This window comes from Bradyrhizobium sp. JHI2711 (assembly GCF_056156565.1).
Genome location: NZ_JBPZPT010000001.1, coordinates 43,312 through 59,621, shown reverse-complemented (window position 1 = coordinate 59,621; position 16,310 = coordinate 43,312). Strand labels below are relative to the sequence as shown.

The 16,310-nt window shown below is 64.8% G+C and carries 14 protein-coding genes; 5 read left to right on the top strand and 9 right to left on the bottom strand.

The annotated features are described in order from the left end of the window. Positions 1-37 precede the first annotated feature (37 nt). Both ACTEK7_RS00300 and ACTEK7_RS00295 read left to right on the top strand, forming a co-directional pair. The gene (locus ACTEK7_RS00300) at positions 38-1,459 is read left to right on the top strand and encodes an MFS transporter (protein WP_225148398.1); all 1,422 of its coding nucleotides are present in this window, start codon (positions 38-40) and stop codon (positions 1,457-1,459) included. A 123-nt stretch (positions 1,460-1,582) separates the two neighbouring features. Further along, a complete protein-coding gene (locus ACTEK7_RS00295; protein ID WP_036025610.1) occupies positions 1,583-2,032 on the top strand; it encodes a PEGA domain-containing protein in 450 nt (149 codons plus the stop codon). 77 nt (positions 2,033-2,109) lie between these two features. Here ACTEK7_RS00295 and clpA read toward each other — a convergent pair whose 3' ends face one another. Together clpA and clpS are read right to left on the bottom strand one after the other, a co-directional pair. Continuing rightward, a complete protein-coding gene (gene clpA, locus ACTEK7_RS00290) occupies positions 2,110-4,518 on the bottom strand; it encodes an ATP-dependent Clp protease ATP-binding subunit ClpA (RefSeq protein WP_225148397.1) in 2,409 nt (802 codons plus the stop codon). A 286-nt stretch (positions 4,519-4,804) separates the two neighbouring features. Beyond that, positions 4,805-5,137, bottom strand: coding sequence for an ATP-dependent Clp protease adapter ClpS (gene clpS / locus ACTEK7_RS00285; protein ID WP_036015195.1), 333 nt, complete (start codon positions 5,135-5,137; stop codon positions 4,805-4,807). 479 nt (positions 5,138-5,616) lie between these two features. Between clpS and ACTEK7_RS00280 the strand changes: the two genes are divergently transcribed. Then, positions 5,617-6,978: a vWA domain-containing protein gene (locus tag ACTEK7_RS00280; protein ID WP_225148396.1), complete on the top strand. Its 1,362-nt coding sequence runs from the start codon at positions 5,617-5,619 to the stop codon at positions 6,976-6,978. A gap of 73 nt (positions 6,979-7,051) precedes the next feature. Here the strand turns inward: ACTEK7_RS00280 and ACTEK7_RS00275 are convergent, their stop codons facing one another. Further along, positions 7,052-7,390 (bottom strand): phasin family protein, encoded by a 339-nt coding sequence (locus tag ACTEK7_RS00275; RefSeq protein ID WP_028135884.1) that lies wholly within the window; start codon positions 7,388-7,390, stop codon positions 7,052-7,054. A gap of 387 nt (positions 7,391-7,777) precedes the next feature. Between ACTEK7_RS00275 and ACTEK7_RS00270 the strand changes: the two genes are divergently transcribed. Continuing rightward, positions 7,778-9,628, top strand: a complete 1,851-nt coding sequence (locus ACTEK7_RS00270; RefSeq protein WP_225144612.1) for a D-alanyl-D-alanine carboxypeptidase — start codon at positions 7,778-7,780, stop codon at positions 9,626-9,628. A gap of 230 nt (positions 9,629-9,858) precedes the next feature. Here the strand turns inward: ACTEK7_RS00270 and ACTEK7_RS00265 are convergent, their stop codons facing one another. The 4 genes from ACTEK7_RS00265 to ACTEK7_RS00250 all read right to left on the bottom strand — a co-directional run bounded on the left by ACTEK7_RS00265 (position 9,859) and on the right by ACTEK7_RS00250 (position 13,675). Next, the gene (locus tag ACTEK7_RS00265; protein WP_036015208.1) at positions 9,859-10,584 is read right to left on the bottom strand and encodes a DnaJ domain-containing protein; all 726 of its coding nucleotides are present in this window, start codon (positions 10,582-10,584) and stop codon (positions 9,859-9,861) included. 70 nt (positions 10,585-10,654) lie between these two features. Further along, positions 10,655-11,404, bottom strand: coding sequence for a hypothetical protein (locus ACTEK7_RS00260; RefSeq protein WP_036025619.1), 750 nt, complete (start codon positions 11,402-11,404; stop codon positions 10,655-10,657). A 144-nt stretch (positions 11,405-11,548) separates the two neighbouring features. Continuing rightward, positions 11,549-12,409 carry an alpha/beta fold hydrolase gene (locus ACTEK7_RS00255; protein ID WP_036015213.1) on the bottom strand — a complete coding sequence of 287 codons (861 nt, stop codon included), beginning with the start codon at positions 12,407-12,409 and terminating at the stop codon, positions 11,549-11,551. A 342-nt stretch (positions 12,410-12,751) separates the two neighbouring features. Continuing rightward, entirely contained in the window at positions 12,752-13,675 is a 924-nt protein-coding gene (locus ACTEK7_RS00250) for a division plane positioning ATPase MipZ (protein WP_036015216.1), read from the bottom strand. 282 nt (positions 13,676-13,957) lie between these two features. Here ACTEK7_RS00250 and panC point away from each other — a divergent pair, with 282 nt between their 5' ends. Beyond that, positions 13,958-14,809 (top strand): pantoate--beta-alanine ligase, encoded by an 852-nt coding sequence (gene panC / locus ACTEK7_RS00245; protein ID WP_225148395.1) that lies wholly within the window; start codon positions 13,958-13,960, stop codon positions 14,807-14,809. Here the strand turns inward: panC and ACTEK7_RS00240 are convergent. Continuing rightward, positions 14,806-15,246: a DUF1489 family protein gene (locus ACTEK7_RS00240; protein WP_036015220.1), complete on the bottom strand. Its 441-nt coding sequence runs from the start codon at positions 15,244-15,246 to the stop codon at positions 14,806-14,808. The two genes, panC and ACTEK7_RS00240, sit on opposite strands and share 4 nt — an antisense overlap. A 42-nt stretch (positions 15,247-15,288) precedes the next feature. Beyond that, entirely contained in the window at positions 15,289-16,290 is a 1,002-nt protein-coding gene (locus ACTEK7_RS00235) for a hypothetical protein (RefSeq protein ID WP_036025621.1), read from the bottom strand. Between the last annotated feature and the right edge of the window lie 20 nt (positions 16,291-16,310).

The window sequence follows — 16,310 nt, the reverse complement described above, 5'->3', positions numbered from 1 at the left end:
TGGCCGAGTCCGATTCGCCAACGATACGCCGCTCACGATGTCGACAGTCACCATTGAGCATGCCGACGGCCTGCCGCAGCCGCAACGCAATCAGGCGGTGCTGACCATTGCGCTCGGCATCGTCATGGCGGTGGTCGACAGCACCATCGTCAATGTGGCGCTGCCGACGATCGCGGCCGATCTCGATGCGACCCCGGCCTTGTCGATCTGGATCGTCAGCGGCTACCAGCTCGCGATCACGATCTCGCTGCTGCCGCTGGCTTCGCTCGGCGAGGTCGTCGGCTATCGCCGCGTCTATCTGGTCGGGTTGGCGCTGTTCACGCTGGCCTCGGCCTTCTGTGCGCTGGCCCACACGCTGCCGCTGCTGACGATCGCGCGCATCCTCCAGGGCTTTGGCGCGGCCGGCATCATGAGCGTCAACGCCGCGCTGGTGCGTTTCACCTATCCGCGCAGCCTGCTCGGCCGCGGCATCGGGCTCAACGCGCTCGTCGTCGCCTTCTCGGCCGCGATCGGCCCGACACTCGCCGCCGGCATCCTCGCGGTCGGAAGCTGGCCCTGGTTGTTCGCGATCAACGTGCCGCTCGGCGTGGTGACGCTGGTGCTGGGCCTGCGCAGCCTGCCGCACACCAAGCCCGCGAGCCGCTCGTTCGACTGGCAGAGTGCGGGGCTGTCGGCGATCACGTTCGGCGTCGGCATCGCGGCGGTCGACAACGTCGGTCATGGCGAGGCCGCGATCACCTGTCTCGTGCAGTTTGCCATCGCGATCGCCGCGGGTGCGCTGCTGATCTATCGCGAGACTCACATGACCTCGCCACTCTTGCCAATCGACCTGCTGCGCATCCCCGTGTTCGCGCTGTCGATTGCGACCTCGATCGCATCGTTCTGCGGGCAGATGCTGGCCTTCGTCGCGATCCCCTTCTATCTCCAGAGCCGCTTCGGCTATTCGGCCGTGCATATGGGCCTGTTGATCACGCCATGGCCGATCGCATTGGCGTTTGCGGCCCCTCTCGCCGGCCGCCTGGTCGAGCATTATCCGGCCGGCCTGCTCGGCGGTATTGGGCTCACGCTATTCGCCTGCGGCCTTGGCGCGCTGGCCTTCCTGCCGGCGACGCCAACGCCGCTCGACGTGATCTGGCGGATGGCGCTCGCCGGCGCCGGCTTCGGTCTGTTCCAGACCCCCAATAACCGCACCATGATCGCAGCCGCCCCGCGCGAGCGCGCCGGCGGCGCCAGCGGCATGCTGGGGACGGCGCGCCTGCTCGGCCAGACCACCGGAGCGGCGCTGGTGGCGCTGTTGCTCGGACGGTATCCGCTTGAGGGGACCAGGCTGGCGCTCCTTGTCGGCGTTGGATTTGCGCTGTGCGGCGCGATGCTGAGCATGCTGCGGCTTTCCACAGCCGGCGCGCGCGGTGCCGAGCACGTCCGCGTGCAGGACGATCAGCGCCTGCGGGGTGAATAGCCGGACCCGACCCGGTTCGCGCGTAGTCGTGCACAACCTCCGCGTGGCTTAACTATTCGGAGCAATGGCCTATTGCCCTCCCGCGCCGGTTGCGCATAGTGGCGGTGGGACAAGGGGCATTTCATGCGTTCATTTGGAATTGTGGCGCTCAGCGTCATGCTGGGCGGCTGCGCGTCGGTCACGCGCGGTACGACGGAGAATATCAGCATTTCATCGACACCATCAGGCGTGGAAGCCGTCGTCAGCGGAATGGACGTTCCGACCACCTGCACGACCCCTTGCTCCGTGGTCGTCAAGCGGAACGCCGACATCTCGATCACCTTCCAGAAGGAAGGCTATCAGCCGCAAATCGTTCCGCTCAGCCGGGACGTCCAGACGGGCGGAGCCGCGGGTTTTGCGGGCAATCTCCTGTTGGGCGGTATCGTCGGCATGGGCGTCGACGCAGCGACCGGAGCCGCGACCGATCACAAGCCGAATCCGGTCATCGTGACGATGCAGCCGTCGGTCCCGCACGCAGCACCGCGCGCACCGAGAAAGCCGCGGCCACCGCGCGAACCGCAGGCCGGAACGTAAGGCCTCCTCGCGGAGACATCGGTGCAAACAAAAAGGCCGGCTTTGCAGCCGGCCTTTTCGATTTCATCACGTGCCGATCAAACCTTGACCAGCGGCCCCTTGGAGGTCGGCCCCTTTGAGCCGCCGGGGCCACCCGGCTTGGATTTGCCCGGCGGGCGCTTGCGGGTGCCGGGCAGCTTCTCCTGCTTCGGCGTGACCGGGCCCTCGACGAATTCGAAGCCGATCTTCTCCTTGGTCTCGTCGGCGTCGTCCTTGACAAGGACGACGCGAACGTGGCCGCCACCCTTGAGCTTGCCGAACAGCACCTCGTCGGCCAGCGGCTTCTTGATGTGCTCCTGGATCACGCGCGCCATGGGACGTGCGCCCATCTGCTCGTCGTAGCCGTGCTGGACCAGCCAGGCCTTCGCCGGCTCGGACAGCTCGATGGTCACATCGCGGTCGCCGAGCTGCGCCTCGAGCTGAAGCACGAACTTCTCGACCACGGTGCCGATCACCTCGACGCTGAGATGGCCGAACGAGACGATGGCATCGAGACGGTTGCGGAATTCCGGCGCGAACTGCCGGTTGATCGCCTCGTGATCGTCGCCTTCCCGCTTCGACCGGGTGAAGCCGAACGCCTGCTTGGCGAGATCCGCCGCGCCGGCATTCGTGGTCATGATCAGGATCACGTTGCGGAAGTTGACCTGCTTGCCGTTGTGGTCGGTGAGCCGGCCGTGGTCCATGATCTGGAGGAGCACGTTGTAGAGGTCGGGATGCGCCTTCTCGATTTCGTCGAGCAGCACCACGCAATGCGGATGCTGGTCGACGCCGTCGGTGAGCAGGCCGCCCTGGTCGAAGCCGACATAGCCGGGAGGCGCGCCGATCAGGCGCGACACGGTGTGCCGCTCCATGTACTCGGACATGTCGAACCGCAGCAGCTCGACGCCGAGCGTCGCCGCGAGTTGCTTGGCGACCTCGGTCTTGCCGACGCCGGTGGGGCCAGAGAACAGATAACAGCCGATCGGCTTCTCCGGCTCGCGCAGGCCGGCACGCGCCAGCTTGATCGAGGCGGCGAGCGATTCGATCGCCTTGTCCTGCCCGAACACGGTGCGCTTCAAGGTCTGCTCGAGATGCTTGAGCACCTCGGCGTCGTCCTTCGACACGCTCTTCGGCGGGATCCGAGCCATCGAGGCGATCGTGGTCTCGATCTCCTTGATGCCGATGGTCTTCTTGCGCTTGTTCTCGGCGACCAGCATCTGCGCCGCGCCGGACTCGTCGATCACGTCGATCGCCTTGTCGGGCAGCTTGCGGTCGTGGATGTAGCGCGATGAGAGCTGCACCGCCGCCTCGATCGCCTCGTTGGTGTACTTCAGCCGGTGATAGTCCTCGAAGTACGGCTTGAGGCCCTTGAGGATCGCGATGGCGTCCTCGACCGTCGGCTCGTTGATGTCGATCTTCTGGAAGCGCCGCACCAGCGCGCGGTCCTTCTCGAAGTGCTGGCGATATTCCTTGTAGGTGGTCGAGCCCATGCAACGGATCGTGCCCGAGGCCAGCGCCGGCTTGAGCAGGTTCGAGGCGTCCATCGCCCCGCCCGACGTCGCGCCCGCACCGATCACGGTGTGGATCTCGTCGATGAACAGGATGGCGTTGGGATGCGCCTCGAGCTCCTTGAGCACCTGCTTCAGGCGCTCCTCGAAGTCGCCCCGATAGCGCGTGCCGGCAAGCAGCGTGCCCATGTCCAGCGAGAACACGGTGGCGGCCGCCAGCACCTCCGGCACTTCGCTGTCGACGATGCGCTTGGCAAGCCCTTCTGCGATCGCGGTCTTGCCGACGCCGGCTTCACCGACGAACAGCGGGTTGTTCTTCTGCCGGCGGCACAGCACCTGGATCGCGCGATTGATTTCGGAATTGCGTCCAATCACCGGATCGATCTTGCCGTCGCGCGCCTTCTTGTTGAGGTTGACGCAATAGGTCTCGAGCGCCTCGCCCTTCTTCTTGGCGTCCTCGTTACCCTTGGTCTCGGTCTCCTCGTCGACGCCGCGCACCGGCCGCGCCTCGGAGACGCCCGGCCGCTTGGCAATGCCGTGGCTGATGTAGTTGACGGCGTCGTAACGCGTCATGTCCTGCTCCTGCAGGAAATACGCGGCATGGCTCTCGCGTTCGGCGAAGATCGCGATCAACACGTTGGCGCCGGTCACCTCTTCGCGACCGGACGACTGCACATGGATCACCGCGCGCTGGATCACGCGCTGGAAACCGGCGGTCGGCTTGGCGTCGTCGGCGCCATCCGTCACCAGGTTCTCGAATTCGGTCTCAAGGTAGTTGACGAGGCTCGTACGGAGCTTGTCGAGATCGACGCTACAGGCGCGCATGACGGCGGCTGCATCGGAGTCGTCGATCAATGAGAGCAAGAGATGCTCAAGCGTCGCGTATTGGTGATGACGCTCATTTGCGATCGCCAGCGCACGATGCAGGGATTGTTCAAGGCTTTGGGAAAAAGTCGGCATTCGCGTCCTCTATGGCCCCCACCATCATGATCGTCATCGCCCGGTCAGGCAACAACAACCTTTGTCACATATAGTTATACAAGACCGCGGCGAAAGACCGGTTCCGCGACTCGGCGGCGACACACTTGCGGCATTTTCGATGCAAAACCCGTTCCGATTTGGGCGGGATCGGCGCCGGCGCAGAATTCCGTAGTTTTGCCGGCTGCAGCCCACCGCGCGCAGCCGCTACGCGACAATCACACTGCGGCTTGTACAAGAGCCGGCTTCAAACGCGCCGCAAGCCGTCTTACTTCTTTTCCATCACGCATTGCAGCGGGTGCTGGTGCTTGCGGGCGAAGTCCATCACCTGCGTCACCTTGGTCTCGGCGATCTCATAGGTGAACACGCCGCACTCCCCGATCCCGTGATGATGGACGTGCAGCATGATCTTGGTCGCGGCTTCGATGTCCTTGTTGAAGAACTTCTCCAGCACGTGAACGACGAACTCCATCGGCGTGTAGTCGTCGTTGAGGATCAGCACGCGATACAGGTTCGGCCGCTTGGTCTTGGGCTTGACCTTGGTGATGACCGACGTGCTCGGACCCGAGGGAGTACCCGAACGGTTGTCGTCATTGCTCATGCGAGGCGCGTCGGCAGCGGCTGGCGCGGACAGATCGAGGCTGGAAGTCAATTGCAGCATGGCACAGGCGTTCAAATTCCCCACGGAAGCGAATGGCGGTCACCGCGCGACCCCGCCCTTCGGAGCCTGGCGCAGGCGCGCCGCCTTGGATCGCCGCTCCCGGCAAATGCGGTCGAGGCCGGATCGCTCGCCAGCAATATGGCCCTGCCCCCGGCCCGCCGCAAGCACGCGGGGGTTCAGCCCATGCGGTCGCAGCAGTCCCGATTCCCGGTCGGGGCGATCCTGATCAGGTTAATCAATCCGGAGCGATTTGACAAAAATTTCCGCGCGGCAGGTTTAGAACGTGTTGACCAGGAACCCGGCCGTTAACCCGGCTGCGACGGTTTTCCGCAAAACGCTCCGTTTTTCTACGGTCCAATTTACCTGCCATTCAATGGCATGGCGCGAAATCGGGCAAAACACAGAATTCGGGGATCGTCATGTCTGGTCTGCCCCTCGTCAGCCGTCTTGGTCGACAACTCGCCCGTTTCGCAGCGGCCGAGCAAGGCAATATCGCAGTGATCTTCGCCATTGCGCTCGTTCCAGTGCTGAGCTTCGTCGGCGCGGCGATCGACTATAGCCGCGCGGCCCAAGCGCGCACCGCGATGCAGTCGGCCCTCGATTCCACCGCGCTGATGCTGTCACGGGACCTGTCCGCCGGCACCATCTCGACGTCTCAGATCTCCACCAAGGCCCAATCCTATTTCAACGCCCTGTTCACGGACACCAAGACCCTGCCCTCGGTCAGCGTCGGCGCCACCTACAACGCGAGCACCAGTATCGGCTCGACGATCCAGCTGACCGGAACCGGCACCTACACGACGAGCTTCATGAAGATCGCCGGCTTCCCGACCCTCGACGTCGGCACCTCATCCACCAGCGCCTGGGGCCTAACGCGCATGCGCGTGGCCTTGGTGCTCGACGTCACGGGATCGATGGCGTACGACGACAAGATGCCGGCGATGAAAACGGCCGCGAAGAACCTGGTCGACCAGCTCAGCGCGCTCGCGAAGACCAACGGCGACGTCTACATCTCGATCGTGCCGTTCGCCAAGGACGTCAACGTCGGCAGCAGCAACTACACGAAGAGCTGGATCGATTGGTCCGACTGGGAGGCCGTGAACGGGACCTGTAGCAACACTTCCTACACGAGACAGTGGACCTGCGTTAATAACGGCAAGACTTGGACACCGAGGAACCACAACACGTGGAACGGGTGCGTCACCGATCGTGACCAGGACTATGACACCAAGAACACGACTCCAGTGAGCAGCAATTCGGCTACGCTTTTCCCGGCCGAGCAATATTCCTACTGCAACTCCAGCAATTCGGCCTACATCCAGCCGGTCATGCCGCTCAGTTACGATTGGACCTCGCTCAAATCTCTGATCGACAAGCTGGTTCCGACCGGCAACACCAACCAGGGCATCGGCCTTGCCTGGGGCTGGATGACGCTGTCGATGGGCGACCCCATGAATGCCCCGGCCAAGGACACGAACTACACCTACAAGGATGCGATCGTCCTGCTCTCCGACGGTCTCAACACGCAAAACCGCTGGTACAGCGGTGCTTCGCAGATCGACGCTCGCCAGAAGGTCCTCTGCGACAACGCCAAGGCCCAGCCCAACAACATCACGATCTATACGGTGCAGGTGAACACCGGCGGCGATCCGACCTCGAGCGTGCTGCAATATTGCGCCAGCGGCAGCGACAAGTTCTATCTGGTCACTTCGGCGAGCCAGACGGTCTCGGTGTTCAAGGATATCGGCACTTCGCTGTCGAAGCTGCGCGTCGCACGCTGACGGTCGCATCGCTCCCCAACAAAAAGCCCGGCTGGTTCAGCCGGGCTTTTCGATTCCAGGATGTCTCGAGACGTTACTGAGCGGCCGGGGTGAACTTCGACACGATGGTCTCGACCGGCTTGAACGCCTGCTTGGCGAGGTCGCTGTAGAGGCCGGCGATCTTCTGCGATTCCGCGACAAAGGTTTCGTAGGCGGAACGGGCAAAATCGGTCTGCGCTTCCATCGCCTTGTCCAGCGACTTCACGCCGGAAAGCTTCTCGACGAAGGACTTGGTGTCTTCGAACGACTTCTTCGTGTAGTCGCCATAGGCGCTGGCGATCGCCTGGAGGCCGTGCTGCACCGAGGTCGCGGAGGCAACGCACTGCTCGAACTGCTCTTTCCCGTAGCTCTGGAAGTCTTCAACCTTGAACATTTCGGAATCCTTTTCCCTGGCTCGCGTCGGGAAGCCCCGGCTCCCTGACTCCGCCCAAAATTAGTGCAACGCACAACAAAGTCAAGAATCTTGTGCGACGCACAAATCCGGCGCAAATCGCAGAGATTCCCGGGGTTTCCCGCAAGGGTTCCTTAAGCTTTTGGAAACCGGGCCACCCTACCTTGATTCCCTGGACGTGGTCACTTCCGCGAGCGGCCAAAAGCCGTTTGAGAACATCACCTTAGCCAGAACAGCGGCTCGGGTCCAACGTCCCCCGCGGCCAACAACCAGCGGAGGGACAGCCTGAGCAGGTAATGATCCCGGGTCCGTCGGGCACAATTTCGCCTCACGAGCCGGTGATCAAGTCAGAAACGGGGACGGGGTTCCATGCTTCGTAAAAACTTGTCTGCCTCGCGCTGGGCGCGGGTTGGCGTTTTCGGGCTTCTTACGGTCACCACCGCAGTCATCTTCACCGTCGACGCAGCCGAGGCGCGGCGCCATCGTCGACATTACGCGCACCACCGGGTGCAGCACGACGTGTCCGAGAGCTCCAGCTCGAAATTCGCGTCCATCATCATCGACGGCAATTCCGGCGCAGTGCTCCAGGCGACGAGCCCTGACGCGATCCGCCACCCGGCCTCGCTGACCAAGATCATGACGCTCTATCTGCTGTTCGAGCGCCTCGAATCCGGCAAGATGAAGCTCGACACCGAGATGCCGGTGTCCAAGCACGCCGCCGACCAGGATCCGACCAAGCTGAATCTGCGTGCCGGTCAGACCATTCGCGTCGAGGACGCGATCAAGGGCCTCGTCACCCGTTCGGCCAACGACGCAGCCGTGGTGATCGCGGAAGCGATCGCCGGTGACGAGGACGACTTCGCCCGGATGATGACGCGCAAGGCGCGCTCGCTCGGCATGTCCAGGACGGTTTACCGCAATGCCAACGGCCTGCCCAACGACGAGCAGGTCACGACCGCGCGCGACCAGGCCACGCTGGGTCGCGCCATTCAGGAGCGCTTCCCCCGCTACTATCGCTATTTCGCGACCTCGACGTTCAATTGGCGCGGACAGTCGATCCGCAACCACAATCGCCTGCTCGGCAGTGTCGAAGGCGTGGACGGCATCAAGACGGGCTACACCCGCGCCTCCGGCTTCAACCTCGTCAGCTCGATCCGCCGCGGCAACCGCCACCTGATCGGCGTGGTGCTCGGCGGCCGCAGCGGTGGCTCGCGCGACGCCATCATGCGCAACCTGCTCGCGGAGAACCTCGACAAGGGTGCGACCGTCCGCACTGTCGCTGCGGTCACGGAGCGCAACGGCACTGAAGCCAACACCGATGTCGCCGATGCCTCGGATATGCCGGCACGGCCCGCCCTGCCGGTCCAGGCCGCGGCGGCCCCTGCTCCCGAAGCCGCCCCTTCGCGCCTCGCCGCGCGTCTGTCGACGCTGGCCGCAGCGACTGCGGCGATGCCGCCCGCTCACTCCAAACCCGAAGCTCGGCCGACGGAGTCCAAGGTGGAGCCGGCGCCGCTCACCAATGGCGTGATCTCGAGCCAGCCGCTCTCCATCATCCCCGGCTCGTCCGAGCCGATGAAGCCGGTTCGGGTCAAGACCGTTCAGGTCAAGGCCGGCGCCGTGAAGGTCGCCTCCGCGGCTCCGGCCCAAGGTGGTGTCCAGGTCGTTGCGCCGCCGGTCACCAGCACCGTCCCGCACCGCTCCGACGTCGCGGAAACCTCCGGTGCCGTCGTCGCCAGGGCAGATCTCATCAACAAGCCGGAGGCGGTGAGCCAGCCCGAAGCGCCGAAGGCCGAGATGGCCCGCACCGAACTGCCGCGGCAGCCGGCGGGCTTCGGTACCGGCAACGGCATCCTTGGCGTGCTGCCGGCCGCAACCGCCGCCGCACCGGCTCCCGCCGCACCCAAGCTCGCCTCGGCCGACCCGGCGCCGCAGCCGATCCAGATGAGCGCCACCACCAAGCCCGCCGTCATCCACAGCGGCTGGATCGTCCAGGTCGGTGCGCTCGAGAGCGAGAACGAAGCTCAGCAGCGCATCGACGCGGCCCGCAACTCGGCCCGCGGCCTGCTCAGCAAGGCGGACCCGTTCACCGAGCCGGTCGTCGCCAAGGACAATCGCAAGCTTTACCGCGCCCGCTTCGCCGGGCTCGAGCGCGATCAGGCCGAAGCCGTCTGCCGCACCTTGAAGCGTGCCGAGATCTCCTGCATCACCGTTCGCAACTGATTTTCTTCTCCGCTCCAGACCAAATGCCCGCGCCTTGCGCGGGCATTTTCGTTTTGGTGAGGCGGTGATGCCGCAGGCTCCGGACAAGGCTGTTCCACGACAACCTCTCGTCAAGGATTTACGGTTAAAACTTTGCTCAAGGGGATGGACCACGCCGACAAGGGCGGGCGACGGCAGACAGAGCAAACGGAGCTCACGCGGTACGGGCGTTTGTAGCGTTGGTGCCGGAGTTAGCCGTTATGCGTGCGAAGCAGAGTATCCTTGGCCTCGTTTACCCGGGCAGCGAGATACGTCGAGCCCCCCTGGTCGGGATGGAGTTTCTTCATCAGGGACTTGTGGGCCCGGCTGATGTCATCGCGCCCCGCTCCCGGCTGCAAGCCAAGGATCTGATAGGCTTCCTCCGCCGTCATTTTGCTGCTCGCCGCCGTGCGGCGCTGCCGCCCTGCCGTATCGCCCTGCGCGTTCTGACGCCAAGCGGGAAACCGGCGGTCCAGATAGCTTTCAAGTAAGGCCACGCTCTCGGCGTCGAACGTCGAGACCATCGCGAGCAAGCCGGCGAGATCGAATTCGTCGAGATTGCGCCCGGCATGAGGCCCCGCAACGATCTGGCCGGAAAGCTGGCCGGAATCGTGGTCGAGCCGCATGTCCAGGAATTGCGAGCGCACCCGCGAGGCCTGCCCGGACGGGCGCGTCGCACCACCGCCGAACAGCCCGCCGACATTGCCGAAGCCGGCATTCGCGAGTGGTGTCCAGCCGAGCAGGCCCGCGCCGAAAATTCCGAGCGGGATCGCAACCGCCAGCTCGCCGCGCAAGCCGGTGAAGGCCGCGACCACCAGCGCCAGCACGCCGCCGCCGAACTTGAGGGTGCGCGCCAGCACCGCTGGATTGGCGGAGCGGAACATCTGGAGCAGCAGGTACAGCGTGATAACGGCGACAGCGCCGGCGATCAGGGTCATGGCCGGAATATAGTCGTGCTGTTGTCAAAAAGCATGGCGCCCAGCGCCGCAAGCCGCACCGGCCGGGCCGCTATTTCATCTGGCTGATCAGCTTCGCCGCGCCACTCACGCTTCCAGCCAGCTTCAACAGCGCCTCACGTCCACCCGCGGCATAGGCCGCAGCTGCCCGCAACAGCTCGCGCAGCTGCGCTGCCGCACCGGGATCGAACCGGCACCAGGCACCGCCAGTCAGCCGCGCCATCTCGCGGAAGGCCTGTTCGGCGACCGCGTCATGGCCCTCCTGAAAGACGAATACGGGCACCTTGAGCATGCCGAGCTCGCCGGCCTTGGCGCAGAGCTCGTCGATGTCTTCCTCCATGGCATCGCCGACGAAGACCACGGCCCGCACGCCGGATGCGACTGCCTCGCGCCTGGCCTCGCTCAGGACCTTGCCGATCTGGGTATCGCCGCCGCGGCAATCGATCTTGCTCATCAGCGTCGCCAGCCTGGCGCTGTCGGAAATCCAAGCCGTGGCTCGGCACTCGTTGAGGCCGCGATAATAGACCAGCCGGATGTCGAGACTGCCGAGCGCTGCGGTCTCGCGAAACATGTCGGCCTGGAGCGCGCAGGCCATGTCCCAGGTCGGCTGCCGGCTCATGGTCGCATCCAGCGCGAAGATCAGCCGCCCCCTTGCGCCCGGGGCATGCGGCGAGAGGGTCCGCGCCTTGGCAACGAACGCGGCGATGTCTTCCGAGGTCGAGGTTTGCGCTTGCGGCAGCACGCCGTCTGCTCGCGCCGAGACGGTATCGCGGCCGCGCGGTTTGATGGGTTCGCCCGACATCGCAGCTACACCTTGCGTCAACAGCTAATGTGGTCAGCGCATGCGGCCCGGTCAATGCGCAAAGCCTCCGCGGGCGGGCGCCGGCGGAGGCTTTGCCAATTGGTGCAGCCTTGCGACGACGTCAGCTCGGTAAGCTCTTGGACGTCAGCTCTTGGCAGGAGCCATCAGGGCGACCGGGCCCGGCTCCAGGATCTTGGGCGGGGCGGACTGCGTGTCGACCGGTGCGATCTCGCTGTCGGTCGCGCTCAGGAACTTGTCGAGCATGCTCTGGATCGAGCTTTTCGCCACATCCGGACCGGTATCGCGCATGTCGTTGTGCTGGAACTCGGTCTTCACGACCTGAATGCCTGCCTGCTCGCATTCCTCGTCGGTTGGAATCACGCCGGCGTCGGCCTTGAACTGCGGATCCTGGGAGCGGAACGACAGGATCTTGAACTTGCCCGCGGTAACGAAGGGCACGCGCAGATTGTCGAGGGTGACGACCTTCTTGACCTCATCCGGATACTGCTTGGCGAAGTACATGGTGATGTCGCCGCCCATGGAATGGCCGACCATCGTAACCTTGTCGTAATCGGCGTTGGGCTGAACCTTCTTCATCTCGTGCACGGCGAGATGGATGTTGGCGACGCCGCGCAGGATCTGCGGCAGCCGGCCGACATAGAGCTCGCCGGGCTTGGTGACCATCGGAGGATCAGTCGGCAGATCGTGCTGCGGGCTCATGACCATGTAGCCGCGCGCAGCGAAGATGTTGGCGAGGAAGCCGTATTCGGTGTTCTTGACGGTGTTGCCGTGATTGATCACCGCGACGGGCAGCTTGATCATGCCGGCATTGGCCTGCATTTCCTTGTCGCGGCGCACCGCGATGGAAACAGGCACCGGACGGTTATCGCGCGAGGCATCGTAGAATGTGATGGTCTCGTGCTTGATCGCCCACTTGCTCGCCGTGAAATAGGCGATGCCGCAGAGGGCACTGACCGAAACCAGAACGGCAATTCCACGCTTCATTTTCGTCCTCAGCCTCAGGCCTAAGCGGCCTGAATCCCTGTTGAAAATCGTGTTCTCCGGGGCTCTTCGTCCCCTTGTCGCCTATTCCCTAATATATGTCACAGCAGCGTGACAGGAAGGCTAAATGTTGTGAATCGGCAGCCCTTTCATTGTGCGTTGCACTCTTTCGGTGAGCACCCCATTCTCATACCCTACGTGAGGGTGCAGGTCCCTATTCGACGCAACCGGTCTTGATCGGGTTCGACTCGCGGTAAATGCAGGGTGAAAACGCGCGCGGCGCAGTCCCGGTTCCCGCGCCAGCCGAAGGCCCGGATCGGCCGGGAGTAGCGCTATACCGCGAGGTCAGGCGCCGAGGATATCGTGGACCTCGAGCGGCTTGTCGACCTGGCTGAACCACTCGGCCCGGTTGGCCGCGCGGCGGCGGCCGCGCTCGTCGAGCGGGAGCTTGAGCTGGCGGAGCAGGCTCGTCACCTCCTCCCGCGCAGTGAGATGGCCGAGATTGGGCCGCATGCCGAGCGTGGCCTCGTCGATATCGTCCAGGGCGGTCAGGCCGCGTGGGAAGAATTCGCGGTACACGACGCGCTCGGCGAACCCGTCGACGTAGCGGAAGCCGAGCCGCAGCGACAGATCCTTCAGGCCCTCGGCGACGAGCTGCTTGTTGCGCGAGCCGAGCATGGAAAGGCGGTTGCGCACGACGATCCAGTCTGTGGTTGCGCCGTCGAGCTGGCGTCGCTTGCGCCTGACGTCACGCACCATCTCGGCGTAGTGGCTCTCGCCCGTCACTGCGTAAGTCGCGGGATCGACGGTGCCGAGCACGTCGAAATCGAGGAAGCTGTCGTTGATCGGCGTGACCAGGGTGTCGGCCATCGAATGCGCGAGCCGCATCAGATAGCTGTCGGTGCCGGGCGTATCGATGACGATGAAGTCGAAGCTGCTCTCGACCGCGGAGACGGCTTCCATGAACTGCTGGAACTCGGAATTCTCGTTCTCGGCAATCTGCATGGTCTCGCCGAGCTTGATGCAGCGATGCACCGGCAGCTCGAGGTCGAGCTTGGTACGTTGCGCCCAGGCGGACCGGTTGCCGATGTAGCGCGTGAAGCTCTGCTGGCGACAATCGAGGTCGATGGTGGCGACGCGCTGGCCGGCCTTCAGAAGTGCAACGGCGATGTGCAAGGCCGTGGTCGATTTGCCGGAGCCGCCCTTCTCGTTGCCGAGCACGACCACGTGCGCCGAGCCGGATTGGCCTTGGCTAGCCTGCACAAGCATGGCGATCCTCAACACCCCTTGCGAATATCTTCGAGTTGACCGCGTCAGCGGTCAAGTGAAATGCGTAACAGGAAATGCAAATTGCAACGCGCCGTTCTCACGATGTGTCGCGGCGCCGTCTTTCGTCTGTGATCCAGCCCACAATGTCGCGACGTTCTACGCCGCCTTGCGCGGGATGCTGTGCCGCATCCGGATGCATGGCGTCCACGATCTCCGCTTGTTAAGGTTAGCCGCCGGGCGCGACGCCCCGCACCTGCGCCGCTTCCCAATCGTCGAGTCCCAATGTCAGCAAGCCCATTGATCGCCCGCACGGTCCCCGCCCTGCGACGCGCCGTCGACAATCTCCGCAAGCGAAAGGCCACGATCGCACTGGTCCCGACCATGGGGGCACTCCATGACGGGCATGTGTCGCTGGTTCGCCTCGCCAAGCGGCGCGCCAGCCGCGTCGTGGTGTCGATCTTCGTCAACCCGACCCAGTTCGCTCCGACCGAGGATTTCGGCGCCTATCCGCGCACCTGGAAGGCCGACATCGCCAAGCTCGCGGCCGAGGACGTCGATATCGTCTGGCACCCGGGCGTCGCGGCCATGTATCCGGAGGGGTTTGCCACCCGCATCGCGCCGGAGGGGCCGGCGCTCGCCGGCCTCGAGGACCTCTTCCGCCCGCACTTCTTCGGCGGTGTCGCCACAGTCGTCGGCAAGCTGTTTACGCAAGTCCGGCCGGATGTCGCGATCTTCGGCGAAAAGGATTTCCAGCAATTGCGCGTGGTAACGCAGATGGCGCGCGACCTCGACCTCGGTGTCAAGGTGATCGGCTCCCGCACCGTGCGCGAGCGCGACGGACTCGCGATGTCCTCGCGCAACGTCTACCTCTCGCCCGAGGAGCGCCAGACCGCCATTGTCCTCTACCGCGCCATGAGAGAGAGCGCCGGGCGCATCCGTGCCGGCGATTCGATCGCACCGGCGATGGCCGGCGGTGCGGACATGGTCAAGGCGGCCGGCTTGGTGCTCGACTATTACGAGGTCCGCCATGCCGAGACGCTGGCACCGGTCACCTCGCGCAAGGACGGCCCCTTGCGGATCCTGGTCGCAGCCAAGCTCGGCACCACTCGGCTGATCGACAATATGGCTGTTTAGAGCAGTCCGAGGTCACGCAGCTCGCGCCGCATCGGCTCCGGCATCGCCGCAATCGAGCCGGCCGCTGACTTGCCGAGATCGGCCGGCACGGAATCGTCGGTCAGATAGCGCCAGCCCTGGAACGGGCGCATCGGCCGCGGCGAGACCGAGATCACTTTCGGCTGCATCACGATCCGGCAGCGCCCGATGCCGTCCTTGTCGCGGAACGGCTCGATGCCGATGATCTTTTCGCGCGCGGCGATCTCGCCCTTGATCACCCAGTAGAGCGAGCCGCCGGCGAGGATCTCGGCGTCGCGCTTGGGCACCATGCGGGTGATGTGGATGTGATGTTGCGGCAGACCCTTCTTCTTGGCGGTCTGCATCCGTTCGGCCACCCACTCCTTCAATTCCTTGACGGAGTCGCAGCCGACGGCGAGCTTGATCAGATGGAGTGGCATGCCCAAGCATTAGCCGGGCAACCCAGCATTTGGAATGCCGATCTACTCGTTATCCGCAGGCGCGGGCGCGGCGGTCGAGGCCGGCGGCGGCGCGAGCGGAACCGGCGCCGCAGGCGCACGCGCAGCCTTTTGGGGCGGCGGCTTCTTCGCAGCCGGCGGGCTCGATGCCGGAGGCGCTGCGGCCTGTGCGGAGGCCGCGGCCGGCGCACGCGGTGCTGCCGCCGCATTTGCGGCCGGCGCGGCCTGGCGCGTCGCCGCCGTGGGCTCCGGATTCATGATGCTCACCGGCGGCGTCGAGGACGCGCTCGGGAACTCGGCATTGGTCGGCCTGCCCGTCGGCATTGACGGCGGCAGCCCGGCGAGCGCGGCGTTGGCGGGCATCGCCGCTGCGGCTGCTGCGGGCGCGTTCCAGGTCGGCGCATAGCGCGCGACCAGGGTCTCGTAGAGATGGGAGTCCATGTTGGCGGCAACCTGCTGCTGGTCGGTCAGCGAGCGGAACGCGGCGCAATCGAACTGCGTGCAGCCGTCACGCGCCACCAGCACATGTGCAACGAGACCGTAACGATCTCGCTCGAGCGACTTGCGCAGCACCTTCATGTCGAGGGTCAGGCTCTTCTCCGCCGTGGCGACATCGCCGAGCGCGGTCAGGCGGTCGATCCTGGCGGCGGTGTAGGAGACCGCCGCGGCCGCAGCGTCAGGCGCGCCGAACAGCGCCTTCTCGCAGCCGGCGCCAACGGCATCGCCGGCGAGATCGTCGAGACAGGACAGCGCAGGCAGACTCGCGCTCACCACAGCCTGCGCGCGCGCCTCGGCCGGAGCGGACGGCGCGTCCGGTCCATAGAGACGCACCGTGGCTGCGCCGGCGATCGCGATGGATAGCAGGGTAATGACGGTCAGCGCGCCGTTCGCGACCGATCTGTCGGCGCGCAACAGCGTGATCAGCAGAATCAATCCGAAGAATCCGGCAGCCGCCAGCGTCATCCAAATCGGGAAGGCCGGCGAGAGCCAGATTTGGTCGAGCGAAGTGGCCCATGCCCAGTTCATGCGCGACGTCCCCTCACGCG